The sequence below is a fragment of the Streptomyces sp. NPDC007983 genome (assembly GCF_042958345.1).
In the GTDB taxonomy this organism is placed as follows: Bacteria; Actinomycetota; Actinomycetes; order Streptomycetales; family Streptomycetaceae; genus Streptomyces.
The window spans coordinates 1-15,344 of sequence record NZ_JBIBJI010000043.1 but is presented as its reverse complement, the minus strand read 5'-3'; the positions used below and the strand labels follow the sequence as shown (position 1 = coordinate 15,344).

The 15,344-nt window shown below is 71.7% G+C and carries 16 protein-coding genes; 7 read left to right on the top strand and 9 right to left on the bottom strand.

The window, feature by feature from the left end:
• Nucleotides 1–38: 38 nt before the first annotated feature.
• Nucleotides 39–1,928: a DNA/RNA helicase domain-containing protein gene (locus tag ACFZCY_RS44905; protein WP_391187527.1), complete on the top strand. Its 1,890-nt coding sequence runs from the start codon at nucleotides 39–41 to the stop codon at nucleotides 1,926–1,928.
• A gap of 33 nt (nucleotides 1,929–1,961) precedes the next feature.
• Here ACFZCY_RS44905 and ACFZCY_RS44900 read toward each other — a convergent pair whose 3' ends face one another.
• From ACFZCY_RS44900 to ACFZCY_RS44890, 3 genes are all read right to left on the bottom strand, one after another.
• Nucleotides 1,962–2,444, bottom strand: coding sequence for a hypothetical protein (locus ACFZCY_RS44900; RefSeq protein WP_391187525.1), 483 nt, complete (start codon nucleotides 2,442–2,444; stop codon nucleotides 1,962–1,964).
• Nucleotides 2,445–2,515: 71 nt separating this feature from the next.
• Nucleotides 2,516–2,896, bottom strand: coding sequence for a DUF427 domain-containing protein (locus ACFZCY_RS44895; protein ID WP_391187523.1), 381 nt, complete (start codon nucleotides 2,894–2,896; stop codon nucleotides 2,516–2,518).
• Between the two features lie 33 nt (nucleotides 2,897–2,929).
• Complete coding sequence (locus tag ACFZCY_RS44890) at nucleotides 2,930–3,394, bottom strand: MarR family transcriptional regulator (protein WP_391187546.1); 465 nt, start codon at nucleotides 3,392–3,394, stop codon at nucleotides 2,930–2,932.
• A 140-nt stretch (nucleotides 3,395–3,534) separates the two neighbouring features.
• Here ACFZCY_RS44890 and ACFZCY_RS44885 point away from each other — a divergent pair, with 140 nt between their 5' ends.
• The gene (locus ACFZCY_RS44885) at nucleotides 3,535–5,856 is read left to right on the top strand and encodes an MFS transporter (protein WP_391187521.1); all 2,322 of its coding nucleotides are present in this window, start codon (nucleotides 3,535–3,537) and stop codon (nucleotides 5,854–5,856) included.
• Nucleotides 5,857–5,949: 93 nt separating this feature from the next.
• Here the strand turns inward: ACFZCY_RS44885 and ACFZCY_RS44880 are convergent, their stop codons facing one another.
• Both ACFZCY_RS44880 and ACFZCY_RS44875 read right to left on the bottom strand, forming a co-directional pair.
• Nucleotides 5,950–6,180, bottom strand: a complete 231-nt coding sequence (locus tag ACFZCY_RS44880; RefSeq protein WP_055547806.1) for a hypothetical protein — start codon at nucleotides 6,178–6,180, stop codon at nucleotides 5,950–5,952.
• Between the two features lie 50 nt (nucleotides 6,181–6,230).
• Complete coding sequence (locus tag ACFZCY_RS44875; RefSeq protein ID WP_391187518.1) at nucleotides 6,231–7,448, bottom strand: MFS transporter; 1,218 nt, start codon at nucleotides 7,446–7,448, stop codon at nucleotides 6,231–6,233.
• A gap of 127 nt (nucleotides 7,449–7,575) precedes the next feature.
• On the opposite strand from ACFZCY_RS44875, the gene ACFZCY_RS44870 reads away from it, so the two are divergent.
• Nucleotides 7,576–8,625 (top strand): LysR substrate-binding domain-containing protein, encoded by a 1,050-nt coding sequence (locus tag ACFZCY_RS44870; RefSeq protein ID WP_391187516.1) that lies wholly within the window; start codon nucleotides 7,576–7,578, stop codon nucleotides 8,623–8,625.
• On the opposite strand, the gene ACFZCY_RS44865 is transcribed toward ACFZCY_RS44870, so the two are convergent.
• Nucleotides 8,542–9,417: a ChbG/HpnK family deacetylase gene (locus ACFZCY_RS44865; RefSeq protein WP_391187514.1), complete on the bottom strand. Its 876-nt coding sequence runs from the start codon at nucleotides 9,415–9,417 to the stop codon at nucleotides 8,542–8,544. The two genes, ACFZCY_RS44870 and ACFZCY_RS44865, sit on opposite strands and share 84 nt — an antisense overlap.
• Complete coding sequence (locus ACFZCY_RS44860; RefSeq protein WP_391187512.1) at nucleotides 9,417–9,929, bottom strand: GNAT family N-acetyltransferase; 513 nt, start codon at nucleotides 9,927–9,929, stop codon at nucleotides 9,417–9,419. The genes ACFZCY_RS44865 and ACFZCY_RS44860 overlap by 1 nt, the downstream gene beginning before the upstream one ends.
• Before the next feature lie 265 nt (nucleotides 9,930–10,194).
• Between ACFZCY_RS44860 and speB the strand changes: the two genes are divergently transcribed.
• A complete protein-coding gene (speB, locus tag ACFZCY_RS44855) occupies nucleotides 10,195–11,193 on the top strand; it encodes an agmatinase (protein WP_391187510.1) in 999 nt (332 codons plus the stop codon).
• 1 nt (nucleotide 11,194) lies between these two features.
• Here speB and ACFZCY_RS44850 read toward each other — a convergent pair whose 3' ends face one another.
• The gene (locus ACFZCY_RS44850) at nucleotides 11,195–12,034 is read right to left on the bottom strand and encodes an isocitrate lyase/phosphoenolpyruvate mutase family protein (protein ID WP_391187508.1); all 840 of its coding nucleotides are present in this window, start codon (nucleotides 12,032–12,034) and stop codon (nucleotides 11,195–11,197) included.
• A 135-nt stretch (nucleotides 12,035–12,169) separates the two neighbouring features.
• Between ACFZCY_RS44850 and ACFZCY_RS44845 the strand changes: the two genes are divergently transcribed.
• A complete protein-coding gene (locus ACFZCY_RS44845) occupies nucleotides 12,170–12,706 on the top strand; it encodes a hypothetical protein (RefSeq protein ID WP_391187506.1) in 537 nt (178 codons plus the stop codon).
• 20 nt (nucleotides 12,707–12,726) lie between these two features.
• On the opposite strand, the gene ACFZCY_RS44840 is transcribed toward ACFZCY_RS44845, so the two are convergent.
• Complete coding sequence (locus tag ACFZCY_RS44840; protein ID WP_391187504.1) at nucleotides 12,727–13,836, bottom strand: diiron oxygenase; 1,110 nt, start codon at nucleotides 13,834–13,836, stop codon at nucleotides 12,727–12,729.
• A gap of 159 nt (nucleotides 13,837–13,995) precedes the next feature.
• Between ACFZCY_RS44840 and ACFZCY_RS44835 the strand changes: the two genes are divergently transcribed.
• Both ACFZCY_RS44835 and ACFZCY_RS44830 read left to right on the top strand, forming a co-directional pair.
• The gene (locus tag ACFZCY_RS44835; protein WP_391187503.1) at nucleotides 13,996–14,922 is read left to right on the top strand and encodes a diiron oxygenase; all 927 of its coding nucleotides are present in this window, start codon (nucleotides 13,996–13,998) and stop codon (nucleotides 14,920–14,922) included.
• Between the two features lie 59 nt (nucleotides 14,923–14,981).
• Nucleotides 14,982–15,344: TetR family transcriptional regulator (locus ACFZCY_RS44830; protein WP_391187501.1), on the top strand; the 363-nt coding region annotated here is incomplete at its 3' end.

Here is a 15,344-nt window from a genome sequence, read left to right as displayed (position 1 = left end):
ACCCGCGCCAGCCACTGCGTGCTGCCTGGGGGCCTTCCTTGCTGATCCGCGAATCCGTCGCCTCGGTCGCTGCCGAGATGCACTCCGAAGCGCTGTACTTCCACTTGACGGACCGCTTCGTCCACATGCACGGCTACAACCCCTCCGAGGCCGAGGTCCGCTCGTGGAAGCACTCCATCCCCGCCCTGGTGAGCGCGCTCCTGGAAGCGGGGCTGGATGACGTGGAGATGATGATCGAGTACACGCTGCCGCTCACCAGCAAGCGGGCTGACGTGATACTCGCCGGGGTGCATCCGAAGACCGGTGAACCCTCCTACGTGGTCATCGAGCTCAAGCAGTGGACCGAGGCCTATCCCGATGAGGACTCCCCCAACCTCTGCCATGTCGCCGGAATGCACAACAGGCCGGTGCTCAACCCGATCGAGCAGGTGCGGGGCTACTGCGACTACCTCGCACAGTTCAACGGGACCCTGGACGGACACGAGCATCGGATCGTCGGGGCCGCGTATCTACACAACGCGACGGAGTTCGGTGTCAGTGGGCTGGATGTCGCCGGACAGAGTCCTCGCGGACGGTTCTTCACCGGCGACAGGCGTGGCGAGTTCATCGAGTTTCTCCGGAATCACCTGGCGGCGGAATCCGGCGCTCTCGCCGCCGACGCGCTCCGGAACGCGGCAGCCAAGCCGTCGACCCAGCTCATCCGGGTGGCCGCGGCCGAGGTCCGCGATCGGGAACAATTCCAACTGCTGAGTGAGCAGAAGCTGGCGTATGAACTGGTGCTCAAGGCCGTACGGAACGCGCAGCGCTCCGACAGCAAGGAAGTCATCGTCGTCACCGGCGGCCCGGGCAGTGGAAAGAGCGTCATCGCGCTGTCCCTGCTGGGAGAGCTGTACCGACAGGGCCGGTCGGCGCTACACGCCACCGGATCCGCGTCGTTCACCAAGACCATGCGCAAGGTGGCCGGCGCCCGGAAGCGCGAAGTGCAGGACCTCTTCAAGTACTTCAACAGCTTCATGACCGCCGAACGCAACGACTTCGACGTCCTCATCTGCGACGAGGCGCATCGGATGCGCCTGACTTCGGCCAACCGCTATACACCGGCGGCGAACCGCACGGACAAGCCGCAGGTGGACGAGCTGATCGACGCCACCCGGGTGCCGGTGTTCCTGCTCGACGACCACCAAATCGTTCGTCCCGGTGAGATGGGCTCTGAGCGAGAGATCGAAGCGGCTGCGGCCCGAAAGGGCCTGCGATGCACGGTGGTATCACTCGACAGCCAGTTCCGCTGCGGGGGCAGTGACGCCTACCTGCGGTGGGTGCTGCGGTTGCTGGACCTGGAGCAGGGCGGACCGGTTCAGTGGGAGCCGGACGCGAAAATGCAGCTCGCGGTCGCGGAAACCCCCCAAGAGATGGAGGAGTTCCTCGAGGACCGACGTGCCGAGGGGTACAGCGCCCGCATGTCGGCCGGGTACTGCTGGAAGTGGACCACGAAGACCGCGCCGGGCCAGCCACTCCCCACAGATGTCGTCATCGGGGACTGGGCTCGGCCATGGAATGTCTACGGGGAACGTGCGGTGGCGGGAGCGCCTCCGGCCGCGCTGTGGGCCACGGACCCGGCCGGGTTCGGCCAGGTCGGCTGCGTCTATACGGCACAAGGCTTCGAGTACGACTGGAGCGGCGTCATCCTGGGGCCGGACTTCGTGTGGCGTGGTGACCACTGGGTTGTTGACCGTACGAAATCCAAGGACCCGGTGTTCAAGAAGTCCACCCCGGACGATGTGGTGGCAGGGCTGATTCGCAACACCTACAAGGTGCTGCTCACCCGGGGGATGGTAGGCACGGTGATCTACTCCACGGACGCCGAGACGCGTGCCAAGTTGCGCGAGCTGGTGGGAGACGAGGCGCGGATCGCGGAGCCTGTGGGCTGACCACCAGGTCCTGCAGCTGCCCCCGTGCGGCACTCAGCCGTGGGCTGTGTCGCCGCGTTGTTGGGGGCACGGCAGGTCCGAGGCCGAGGCGTTGGGGCTGCACGTCACCACGGCGAGAGAGAGGAAGGACGTGCGGCCCACGTAGAAGCCCAGGGAGACGTCGCCGCCTTGGGTCAGGCGGTCTGCGGCGGTGGCCACCAGGTGGGAGAGGCGGGCGGTGTCGGCTTCCTGGCGGGAGAGGAAGCCCGGCGCGTGTTCGGTGAGCTGCCGGCCCAGCCAGGTGGCGGCGTCCTTGGGTTCGTGGAAGGTGGCGCGGATGAGGGTGGGGGTTTTGAGGAGCCAGTACGCCGTCTCCATGGGCGGCAGCTCGGAGCGGCGGAAGGTGTCCAGGAGGGCGCGGTAGTGCTCCTCGTCCTCCGCCGTGACCGGGGGCGTGGGGCGGTCGGGGAGGCGGCGGAGGATCTCGTGGTCGAACAGCTCCTTCTCGCCCAGCCAGGAGTACGCGTGGAGGTGCACGCGTCAGCCGTTCCCCCTGGGGGGTCAGGGGAAGGCCACTGATGGGGTGATGGGGTCCTGCTCCCGGAGGGTCAGGAGACCTCGACCTTGGCGGTCGTGTCGTAGAAGCAGAGGTGGTTCTTGATCTCGGCCACGGCGTCGATCGGCTGCGGGTACGCCCACACCACATCGGGGCGCAGTTCGGCGCCGCTGTCCGGGCCGATGTACGTCCAGTACGCCGCCTCGCCCTTGAAGGGGCAGGTGGTGCGGGTGTCGGTGGGCTCGAACAGGGTCAGGTCCACGTCCTCCGGCGGGAGGTAGTAGCGCACCGGCAGGCCGGTCTCGTGGAGCAGCAGCGGGCGGTCCGTCTCGGCGACGACCTGGCCGTCGATGGTGACCTTGACGTGCTGCGTGCCGCGAGTCACGTCCACACGGTGGCCGGAGCCCGAGCCGGTGTGGGGGTGAGTGGGCATGGTGGGTCCTCCTCGGGTGGGTCCGTGTTCAGGTCAACGCTTGCCCTCGGCCGGGGATTCCGTCTCCTCGCGGGGCCACGGGCGGCCGTCCTGGGCTTCGACCTCGCGGTTGAAGCGGGTCAGGACCTCGCCGAAGCGGGACAGGTCCTCCGGGGTCCAGTCCTCGAGCAGCCGGGCCAGGCTGGTGCGGCGGCGGTCGCGTTCGGCGGTGAGGCATTCGGTGCCCAGGTCGGTGACGCGGAGCTTGCGGGCGAGGCCGCCGTCGGGGTCGGGGATGCGCTCGACCAGGCCGCCGCGGAGCAGGGCGCCGGTCTGGCGGTTGACGGTCGAGACGTCGAGCTGGAACGCGTCGGCGAGCTGGCCGATCGACATCGCGCCCTCCGTGTCCAGGCGGGTGAGGAGGAGGTAGGCCGAGCGGTCCAGGCGGTCGGCGCACGACTCGCCACCGGACGCCTTGCGGTCCCGGGGTGTCAGCACGTGACACCTGGCGACCAGCATCAGCTCGCGTTCCAGCCGCTCCAGCACGCTTCCTCCTCGTCGCCCCCGCGCCATGCACCAGAAGTGTGCACGATACACATCATGTGTAGGATGCACATCTCCTACTCATCCCAGTTGTACCGCTTGGAGGCCGCATCCGCATGGCCCAGTCAGCCCCACCCCGTGTCGAGGAGCCCTTGAGCGCCGCGCCGCCCGGCACGTCGCTCCCGCAGCGCGAGGTCGGTGGCGGTTTCGTGGCGGTGCTCGCGTTCTGCGGCATCGCCGTATCGGTGATGCAGACGCTGGTCGTCCCGCTCGTGAGCGAGCTGCCGCAGCTGCTGCACACCACCAGCTCGAACGCGTCCTGGGTGGTCACCGCGACCCTGCTCGCGGGGGCCGTCTCGACGCCCGTCATGGGGCGGCTCGGGGACATGTTCGGCAAGCGCCGGATGCTGATCGTCGCGCTGGCGCTGCTCGTCGTCGGCTCGCTGACCTGCGCCGTCACCTCCGACCTGGTGGTGATGGTGGTCGGCCGGGCCATCCAGGGCGGGGCGATGGGCGCCATTCCGCTCGGCATCAGCATCATGCGGGACGAGCTGCCGCCGGAGAAGCTGGGCTCGGCGATGGCCCTGATGAGCTCATCGCTCGGCATCGGCGGTGCGCTGGGGCTGCCGGCCGCCGCGTTCGTCGCGCAGCACACCAGCTGGCACGTGCTGTTCTATGGGGCCGCCGGGCTGGGCGCGATATCGATCGCGTTGGTGCTCGCCGTCGTTCCGGAGTCGGCCGTACGCACTCCCAGCCGCTTCGACCTGGCCGGCGCGGTCGGGCTGACGGCCGGGCTGGTGTGTCTGCTGCTGCCCATCACCAAGGGCGGCGACTGGGGCTGGGCGAGCGGTACGACGCTCGGGCTGTTCGGCGCGGCCGTGGTGATCCTGCTCCTGTGGGGACTGTTCGAGCTGCGCACCGCCGAACCGCTGGTCGACCTGCGGACCACTGCGCGGCGCCAGGTGCTGCTGACGAACCTCGCCTCGATCATGGTCGGCTTCTCGTTCTACGCGATGTCGCTGATCCTGCCGCAGCTGCTGCAGCTGCCGGAGGCCACCGGCTACGGGCTGGGTCAGTCGATGGTCATGGCGGGGCTGTACTTCGCCCCGATGGGCGTGGCGATGATGCTGGTATCGCCGCTGTCCGCGCGCATCAACGCCGCCCGCGGCCCCAAGGTCTCGCTGATCAGCGGCATCATCGTGATCGGCGCGACGTACGGCGCCGGGCTGGTGATGATCGACCACATCTGGCAGATCGTGGTGCTCTCCACCGCGCTCGGCATCGGCATCGGCATCGCGTACTCGGCCATGCCGACCCTGATCGTCAGCGCCGTACCGGCCCGTGAGACGGGCGCGGCGAACGGTCTGAACACCCTGATGCGGTCCATCGGCATGTCCACCTCCAGCGCGGTGGTGGGGGTGATCCTGGCGCACCAGACGACGGACTTCGGCGGGGTCGCGCTGCCGAGCAAGGACGGCTTCCAGATGTCGTTCATGGTGGCGTGCGCGGCCTCGGTGGTCGGCCTGTTCATCGCCTTCTGTCTGCCCGCGCGGCGCCGGGTCTCCTCGGGGAGTGTGTCGTCCGCGCCGGCCGCGAGCGTTTCCGTGCCGAAGGAGCGTGTCCCTGAAAAACACGTCGCGGAGGACGTCGCCCCAGAGGAGGACGTTCCCGCCCTTACCGGCAGCGTCATCCACGGCCGGGTCCTCGGCGCCGACGGCGCCCCGCTGGCCGACGCCGCCGTCACCCTGATCGACACCGGCGGCCGCCAGCTCGGCCGTACGGTCAGCGGGCGCGACGGCGGCTACACCGTGACCGCGCCCGGCAGTGCGAGCGTCGTCCTCATCGGCTCGGCCCCCGGCCACCGGCCGCAGGCCGCCACGCTGCTGGTGACGGACGTCCCCGTCCTGTGCGACCTGCGGCTCGCCGGAGGCGGCGGGCTGACCGGGTCCGTCCGGGCCGAGGGCGGCGGGCCGCTGGCCGGGGCCACCGCCACCGCGACCGGTGCGGACGGCGAGGTGGCGGGCTCGGCGACGGCCGACGAGAAGGGTGAGTTCGCGCTTCCGGAGCTGGCCTCCGGCACGTACGCGCTGACGCTCAGCGCCGACGGACACCGGCCGCACGCCACCCAGGTCGACCTGACCGCAGGTGAGCCGGTGCGGGTCGATGTGTCGCTACGGCCCGCCGCCCGGGTCCGGGGCACCGTACGTGACCAGGGCGGACGGCCTCTTGAGGACGCCCGCGTGGCGCTGCTGGACGCCTCCGGCGATGTCGTCGGGCAGTCCATCACGGGCGCGGACGGGGCCTTCGGCTTCGAGGGGCTGACCGGTGAGCACTACACGGTCGTCGCCAGCGGTTACGCCCCGGCCACCCGGCCGGTCACGGTCGGCGGCGACACCCCGGAGGCCCGGGACGTGGACCTGCTGCTGAGCCACGGCTGAGGACCGAGTCGATAGGTCCGGCCGGGTCCCGGAACACGGGCCCGGCTGGACGGGCACAACGCGCATCGCCCCCCGGCGGTGCTGCTCCCGCTCTCATTCCTCGGGCAGGCTCTCCCACGCCTCGCCCTTGCGGAACAGCTCGTATCCCTCCGCGTCCGCGATCGACTCCGCCTCCGCGCGGCTGCGGACGGAGATCTCGTAGGTGTGGCTGTCGACCGTCGCGTGGACACCCTTGCCGTCGGTGATCGTTTCGATCGAGTGCGTCTCGTAGATGACGCGCCCCGGCTCGGCCTTGCTCCAGACCACGTGCATGCTCACTGCCATCGGCACTCCCGAAGACGAGCCCCCTGGTTTCAGGGTCTCACGGCGCGCGGCTACCGCCTTCCGAAGATCGCCACATGCACCAGCGCCAGGACCGCGAGCGCTCCGCCGAACCACATGACGCCGACGAGCGCGATCCCGTCCGCCGCCCGGCCGCCGAGCAGCGCGCCGAGCGATATCGCGATGTTGAAGACGCCGACGAACAGCGCCGAGGCGGCCTCCCGCGCGTCCGGCGCCGCGTGCAGCACCCAGGTCTGCGAGGTCACCGACACCCCGCCGTACGCCAGCCCCCACAGCACCAGCAGCGTGACCGCCCCGCCGAGGGTGCCGCCCGCTACGGGGACGAGCAGGACCGCGGTGGCCAGCGCAGCGAAGATGACCATGAGGGTGCGGCGCGGGGCGCGGTGGGCGGTGGCGCCCGCCAGGAAGTTCCCGGCGATGCCCGCCACGCCGTACGCCAGCAGCAGGGTGCTGATCAGCCCCGCCCGTACGCCCGAGACGTCCTCCAGCACCGGGCGGACGTAGGTGTACGCGCCGAAGTGGCCGGTGACCAGCAGCAGCGTGGTGATCAGCGCGACCCGTAGCCGGCGGTTGCGGAACAGCCCCGGCACCTCGCGCAGCCGGATGGTCTCGGTGGCGGGCAGCGGCGGCAGGGTGACGGCGAGGGCCGCGGCGATCGCCAGGGCGAGCGCGCCCATCCCGGCGAACGCGGCGCGCCAGTGGACCAGGTCGCCGATGAACGTCCCGACCGGGACGCCGAGGACGGAGGCGACAGCGATCCCGCTGAAGATCAGCGAGGTGGCGGGGCCCGCGGACTTCTCCGGTACGAGCCGTACGGCGAGCCCCGCGGCCAGGGACCACACCCCGCCGATGCACACCCCGACCAGCACCCGGGCCAGCAGCAGCACGGCGAAGCCGGGCGCGAGGGCGGAGGCCAGGTTGGCCGCCGCGAGGAGCACCATCAGGCCACACAGCACCAGCCGCCGGTCGAGGCGGCCGACGGTGACGGTCAGCAGGGGCGCCGCCACGGCGGCGACCAGGCCGGGCACGGTCATGGCCAGGCCCGCCGTACCGGGCGAGACGCCCAGCGCGGAGCCGACGGAGGTGAGCAGGCCGACGGGGAGCATCTCGGTGGTGACGACGGAGAAGGTGCCGAACGCCACGGCGACGACGGCGAGCCAGGCTCTGAGCGGCGAGTGCGCGGGGGCGGCTGACCCGGATGCGCCTGCCGGAGCGGTGAGTTCCGTGGTAGTGGGCGTGGTATTCGACATGACTCAAATGAACCGCCGCGCCCGGCCGGGAACAACGCCGAAGTCTTCAGTCTTCTATGAGCGGGACTCATGGATCGGTGGAGCGGCCGACTGGGAGGAACAGGAAGGAACGGGAAGGAAGGGGCCGATGGCGGGGCTGGAGATCCGCGAGCTGGAGTGTTTTCTCGCGCTCAGCGAGGAGTTGCACTTCGGCCGCGCGGCGGAGCGGCTGTATGTGTCGCAGAGCAGGGTCAGCCAGTTGCTGCGCGCCCTGGAGGGGCGGATCGGCGCCCGGCTGCTGGACCGCACCAGCCGACGGGTGCGGCTGACCCCGCTGGGTGAGCGGTTCCTGGCCGAACTCCGGCCCGCGTACGCCGCGCTGTACGGGGCGGTCGAGGGGGCCCGGGGCGCGGCGCGCGGTCTCACGGGGGTGCTGCGGGTCGGCTTCCAAGGGGCCGCCGACGAGCGGGTGATGGCCGCGCTGTCGGCCTTCCGGGAGCGGCATCCGGGCTGCGAACCGGAGACCGTGGAGATCCCGATGGCGGATCCGTTCGGCGCGGTGCGGGACGGTGTGGTGGACGCGGCGATCGTCTGTCTGCCGGTCGGGGAACCGGACCTGGTCCTCGGTCCGGTGTTCTCCCGGCAGCCGCAGACGCTGGTGGTCCGCGCCGGGCACCGGCTCGCCGGGTCCGGGCGGCGGGACCGGCTCACGGGGCCCGGGCGGCGGGACCGGCTCGCCGGGTCCGGGCGGCGGGACCAGGGCGCGCTGGATGCCGAGGAGCTGGCCGACTGCCCGCTCGTCGCCCCGTCCGAGCCCGCGCCCCGCTACTGGCGGGAGTTCATGGCCCCGCCCGTCACCCCCGGCGGCCGCCCGATCCCCCGCGGCCCGCGGGTGCGCACCCTCCAGGAGGGGCTGACGGCGGTCGCGGCGGGCCGGGGCGGGATGCTGCTGTGCGCGCCGACCGCCGCATACCACGGCCGCCGCGACATCACGACCGTCCCGGTGGCGGGGCTGCCGGACTCGATGCTCGGCCTGGTGTGGCGGCGGGGCGGTGAGACGGCGCGGATACGGGCGCTGCGGCGGGCCGTGGACGAGCTGTGCGGGCCCACCGTCTCAGGTCACCCAGATCCGCTGGAGCGCCCGGTAGTCGACCACGGCGATGCCCTCCTCACGGAGGATGTCGCGGGCCTGCGGTGAGGTCAGGAACGCGTGGTCGGTGCTGCGGACCCGCCAGCCGCCGGGGTCGGCCGCCCGGGCGTGCGGGTCGTCCAGCCCCGGGTGTACGGCCCATTCGCTGAGCCCGGGCGGCAGGTCGCGCAGCAGCCGGGCGTAGTGGGCCGCCTTGTCGTCGAGGCCGAGGGCGAAGCTGTCCAGGAACGGATGGTCGAGGGCGGGCAGTCCGCGCCGCCGCAGCGCGCGCCGCCCGGGGTCGAGCCAGATCCGTACCGCCAGGCCGTATTCGGCGGCCAGGGCGAGCGTCAGGTCGCGGATGTCCTCGCGGCCGCCGTCGGCCAGACAGTGCCAGTCCAGATGGGCGGGGGCGAGCCCGGCGTCCAGTACGGTCTCGATCTGGGCGCGGAACTCGCGCTCGACCTCCGCCGGGCGGGCCCGGGCCAGCAGCTCCGGTATCCCGGCGTGGTCGTACAGCTCCCCCGCCGCGTTCAGCAGCGACGGCACCCGCTCCGTCGGCGACAGCGGCCCCCAGGGGAGGCGGGGCAGGTCGCGGACGAGGGTCAGATGGACCCCGAACGGGATGTGCGGCCGCTCGCGCAGCAGTTCCCTCGCGTGCGGCGCCGCCGGGCACGGCACCATCAGGCTGCACGATGCCGCGATGCCGTGCTCGACGGCCTCGATGACCGCGGTGTTCACGGCCGGGTACATCCCGAAGTCGTCGGCGTTGACCAGGAGCGCGCGGGCGCCGGCGGCCAGGCCCAGCAGCTGGGTGGACGTGGCCCGGGGCGCGGGGTCCGTCGGCGCGGTGAGGTCCATCAGCGAGTCTCCCTGCGCATGCACACCCGTGGCCACCGGTCCAGCCCGTGCCCGGCCTCGCTGCGGCGGATCTCCCGCAGCCCGGGGGTCAGTTCGTCCTCCGCCAGGGCCCGGAAGCCGCAGCGGGCCGCGTAGTAGGGGGCGTTCCACGCCACGTCCACGAAGGTGGTCAGGGTCAGCGCGGGTACGCCGTCGGCGGCGGCCCGCGCCGCGACGTACTCGATCAGCGCCCGGCCCACCCCGCGGCGGGCGCTGTCCGGATGCACCGAGATCTGCTCGATGTGCGTGTTCCCGTCGACGGGGTCGGTGATCACGTAGGCCATGGCCCGGTCCGTGCCGTCCACCGCCACCCAGGCCCGCCCGGCGCGCTGATAACGCCCCAGCTCCGCCAGGGTCAGGGGCTCGTCATCGGCGATTTCGTCCATCCCGATGTCCCGGAAGCACCGTCCGGCGGCGCGCTCTATGTCCTGGAGATGGGGAAGTTCCTCGATGGTGCTCGTTCGAATCCGCACCCCACCATCATCCTCCGGTACCGGGCGGTGTCCGAGCGCCATCCGGGGACCGACCGGAGACCCACCGGCTGGTGCGTCAACTGCGCTTATCAGCATGGGGTGTTGGGGGTCGGTGGTGGGGCCGGGGCGGTACCGGCCTGGCCGGTAGGGGCTTGGTTCCCTATAGGGGGACGTCGCAGTGGGCAATCACCCGTTCGGGGGATTCAATGGTTGATGCAGGAAACCACTGCTGCACAACCCCCCACATGAAAGGCCCAGTTCCACCATGAGCGCGAACCATCGCGATCCTGCCATTCCCGTACCGCCGGAGGACACCGACCGCACGCTGCGCTTCGCGGGGCCCGCGACGTTCGGGCGGGTGCCGCGGCTGGATCAGGTCGGGGCCGCGGATATCGCGGTGGTGGGGGTGCCGTTCGACGCCGGGGTGTCCTATCGGCCGGGTGCGCGGTTCGGCGGGAACGCGATCCGGGAGGCGTCGCGCCAGCTGCGGCCGTACAACCCGGCGCAGGACGCGTATCCGTTCCACTACGTCCAGGTCGCGGACGCCGGGGACATCACCGCCAACCCGCACAACCTCCATGAGGCCGTCGAGAACATCGAGGCGGGCGCGGAGGAGTTGCTGGCCACGGGCGCGCAGCTGATGACGCTGGGCGGCGATCACACCATCGCGCTGCCGGTCCTGCGCGCGGTGGCCCGTCGGCACGGCCCGGTGGCGCTGCTGCACTTCGACGCGCATCTGGACACCTGGGACACGTACTTCGGCGCGGAGTACACCCACGGCACACCGTTCCGCCGCGCGGTCGAGGAGGGCATTCTCGACACCGCCGCCCTCTCGCACGTCGGCACCCGAGGCCCGCTGTACAGCAAGGAGGACCTGGACGAGGACACCAAGCTGGGCTTCGGCATCGTCACCTCGGCCGATGTGATGCGGCGCGGGGTGGACGAGGTGGTGCAGCAGCTCAAGGAGCGGATCGGCAAGCGGCCGCTGTACATCTCGGTGGACATCGACGTCCTGGACCCCGCGCACGCCCCCGGCACCGGCACCCCCGAGGCGGGCGGGCTCACCTCGCGGGAGCTGCTGGAGATCGTGCGCGGGCTGGCCGACTGCCATCTGGTCTCCGCCGATCTGGTGGAGGTGGCCCCGGCGTACGACCACGCCGACATCACCTCCGTGGCCGCCTCGCACACCGCGTACGAGCTGGTCACCCTCATGTCCCGGCAGATCGCCTTCCTGCGGTGGGTGGAGGAGCAGCAGCGGTTGTGAGTCAGCCGAGGCGGTCGCGGGCGAACAGCTCGTTCAGCTCGCCCTGCGGGATCTGGGCGTCGGCGAACGTCAGCGTCCCGCGCTCCAGCAGCTCCCGGGCGCTGTCCCGTACGAAGCCCAGCGCGGCGCGCGCGATGCTGCCGCCGAGGCTGAGGCGGGCGACGCCGGCGGAGCGCAGGGCGTCGGCGGTGAGGCTGGTGGCGCCGAGGCCCATGACCACGTTGAGCGGGCCGTCGACCTCGGCCACCAGGGTGGTGATGCTCGCGAGGTCGTTGACGCCCGGTACGTAGAGGCAGTCCGCGCCCGCCTCCCGGTACCGGTTGGCGCGCCGGATCGCGTCGGCGAGCGGGGCCGGGGAGCGCAGCATCAGGCCGTCGGTGCGGGCGGTGAGCACGAAGCCGCCGCCCGCGTCCGCGGCCTCGCGGGCGGCGGCGATCCGGGCGACGGCCAGCTCCTCGTCGTACAGCCGCCCGTCCGCGAAGTCCTCGATGTTGCCGCCCGCGAGGCCCGCGTCGACGGCCAGCCGGACGGTCTCGGCGACCGCCTCGGGCTCCGCCCCGTACCCGTCCTCCAGGTCGCCGTTGACGGGCAGGTCCACGGCCGCTGTGATCTGGCGGACGCGGTCGAACATCTCGGACCGGGAGACCGCCTTGCCGCCCTCCGGGATGGTGTGGTCGGGCCGGCCCAGGGAGAACGCGATCCCGGCGCTGGTCGTCGCCAGCGCCTCGAACCCCGCCTCGGCCAGCACGATCGCGCTCCCGGCGTCCCAGGCGTTCGGCATCAGGAATCCGGTGCGGCCGTCGTGGAGACGGCGGAAGGCGGCGGCGTGGCGGGTGACCATGGGGCGGTTCCTCTCCGGCGGGACGGCTCACGCTCGCGCTCGGCGTGCTCGTGCTCGGCGTGCTCGTGCTCGGCGTGCTCGGCGTGCTCGTTCACCGAGGGAACCACACCGCACCGACAACGCGTCGCAGCGATCATGAATGATGACGTGCGGGATCTGATCGACGACTGGGATTCCATCTACCAGGGCTACTACCTGGGCGATGAGGAAGAGATCGACGCGGTGGTGACGCGTTGCGCGGACCGGCTCGAAGAGGCCCGCGCCACGCACGGCGCCGGCTCTCCCGAAGTGGCGTTTCCGGCCCTCGGCCTGGTGCTCATGTACGGCCATGTGATGTGGCATTCGGCCCCCGGTGTCGCGGACCGGGCCGCCGCCGCGCTGCGCGCCGTCGCGGCGGACGGGGCCGGAGCCCCCTGTGACCATGCGGGCCACCCGAGCGACCAGGGGCTGGGCATCGGGCCGTTGGAGGCCTTCCCCACGGCTCTCGAGCTGTTCGGGGACCCGGGCAGCGAGGACGTGTCCTGGGACGAACTCCACCAGTGGCCCGGCCCGGACGGGGACGAACTGCCGCTGTCCGAGCTGGAGGCCCACTGGCGCTGTCCGCGCACCCTCGCCGGATTCGCCTCGGCGGCCGCCGAAGCCATCCGCCCGGCCTCACCGGCGGACATCTGAGTCCAGACGCCCCAGCCGCCTCAGTCGCCGGTCGCGCCCTGCGCGATGGCCGCCTCGACCTCGCCGGTCCGGGCGGCCTCCTCGGCGGCGAAGCGCTCGGCGTCCAGGCGCTGCGCCACCTCCTCGTCCTGGTTCATCAGCAGGTCCAGGTTGCTGTCGCCGAGCTCCAGGACGCCCATGTCGACGTAGGCGCGCTGCAGGCGTTCGCCCCACAGGCCGATGTCCTTCACGCACGGCACGATGCGGCTGAAGAGCAGCTTGCGGAACATGTGGAGGTACGGGGAGCGCTCGGCGTACTCCTCGGCCTCGGCCTTCGGGATGCCCAGGTTCTCCAGGACCTCGACGCCGCGCAGCCGGTCGCGCATGAGGTAGCAGCCCTCGATGACGAACTCCTCGCGCTCGCGCAGCTCCGCATCGGTCAGGTCGCGGTAGTAGTCGCGCAGCGCCATCCTGCCGAACGCGACGTGGCGGGCCTCGTCCTGCATGACGTACGCGAGGAGCTGCTTCGGCAGGGGCTTGTCGGTGGTGTCGCGGATGAGGCCGAACGCGGCGAGGGCCAGGCCCTCGATGAGGACCTGCATGCCCAGGTAGGCCATGTCCCAGCGGGAGTCGCGGAGGGTGTCGCCGAGCAGCGCCTGGAGGTTGTCGTTGATCGGGTAGACCATGCCGACCTTCTCGTGCAGGAAGCGGCCGTACAGCTCGGCGTGGCGGGCCTCGTCCATGGTCTGGGTGGCGGAGTAGAACTTGGCGTCGAGGTCGGGCGCCGATTCGACGATGCGGGCGGCGCACACCATCGCGCCCTGTTCGCCGTGCAGGAACTGGCTGAACTGCCAGGAGGCGGCGTGGCGGCGCGCCTCGGCCCGCTCCCGTTCGGACATCCGGTCCCAGTGGGGCGTGCCGTAGAGGGCCAGGGCCTCGTCGGGGGTGCCGAGCGGGTCGTACGGGTCGACTTCCAGGTCCCAGTCGATCCGCTTGACCGCGTCCCACTGCTTGTCCTTGCCCTTCTGGTACAGGGCGAGCAGCCGGGCCCGGTGGTCGTCGTACTCCCAGCTGAACCGGGCGGCGCCGGCGGCGGGCACCTGCCACATCGGGTCGCCGGGATCCATGGCGTAGAGCTCCTGCGTCGACACGGCGTCTCCTTCGCCTCGCTGCGCTCCCCCGCGAGCGGCAGGCTCACACGGCCGTCGTACGGGGTCAACAACCGGTCCGCAGGGGATTGACGGGCTTGCTGACACAGAGTCTCATAAGGGATGTCCAGCCGCGACCACTTCGACGAGGTGCCTCCAGCCATGACGACCGCGACCGAATCAACCGCGCCCCGGGACGCGCTCGGGCTCCTCAAGGACCGGGAACGGGTGGCGGAGCGGCTGCTGCGGGCCTCCGCCCGGCACTCGTTCGATCCCGACACCGAGCTGGACTGGGACGCGCCGCTCGAGCCGGACAAGTGGTTCTGGCCGCCGGAGCTGGTCTCCCTCTACGGCACCCCGATGTGGCGGCGGATGTCCGAGGAGCAGCGGATGCTGCTGGCGCGGCACGAGGCGGCGGCGCTGGCCTCGCTCGGCATCTGGTTCGAGATCATCCTGATCCAGCTGCTCACCCGGCACATCTACGACAAGTCCCCGACCAGCGCCCATGTCCGCTACGCGCTCACCGAAATCGCCGACGAGTGCCGCCACTCCCAGATGTTCGCGCGACTGATCGCCAAGGGCGGCACCCCCGCGTATCCGGTCGCCCGGCTCCACCAGAACCTGGGCCGGTTCTTCAAGACGTTCTCCACCACGCCCGGTTCGTTCACCGCCACCCTGCTCGGCGAGGAGGTGCTGGACTGGATGCAGCGGCTGACGTTCCCCGATGAGCGCGTCCAGCCGCTGGTGCGCGGCGTGACCCGGATCCATGTGGTGGAGGAGGCGCGCCATGTGCGGTACGCCCGGGAGGAGCTGCGCCGCCAGATGGCGCGGGCGCCGCGCTGGGAGAAGGAGGTGACCCGCGTCGGCTCGGGCGAGTTCGCCCGGGTGTTCTCGCTCGCCTTCGTCAACCCCCAGGTGTACACGGACGTCGGCCTCGACCGGCGGGCGGCCGTGGCCCAGGTGCGGGCGAGCGGCCACCGCCGCGAGGTGATGCGCGGCGGCGCCCGGCGGCTGACCGAATTCCTCGACGACGTCGGGGTGCTGCGCGGCGTGGGCCGCAAACTGTGGCAGAGCAGCGGGCTGCTGTAGCCCTCTCCGGCACCGGGCCGCCCCTCGCCACCTGCCCGAGTGCGGTTACGCTGCCAGGCATGACGACGACCAGTGGCACCGCCCCGGCGGACGCGGACCGGGCGACCGCGGCGCCCCCGGCCACCGCGCGCCGCGGGGCGTACCGCAGGCTCAGTGTCGAGGCGCGGCGCGCCGAACTGATCACCGCCGCGCTCGGCCTGTTCGCCCACCGCGCGCCGGAGGACGTGTCGCTGGACGATGTCGCCTCGGCCGCCGGGGCCTCCCGCCCGCTCGTCTACCGCTACTTCCCCGGCGGCAAGCAGCAGTTGTACGAGGCGGCGCTGCGCAGCGCCGCCGACGAGCTGGAGGGGTGCTTCGAGGAGCCGCGGACCGGCCCGCTCAGCGGCCGCCTGGGCAACGTGCTGGACCGCTATCTCAGCTTC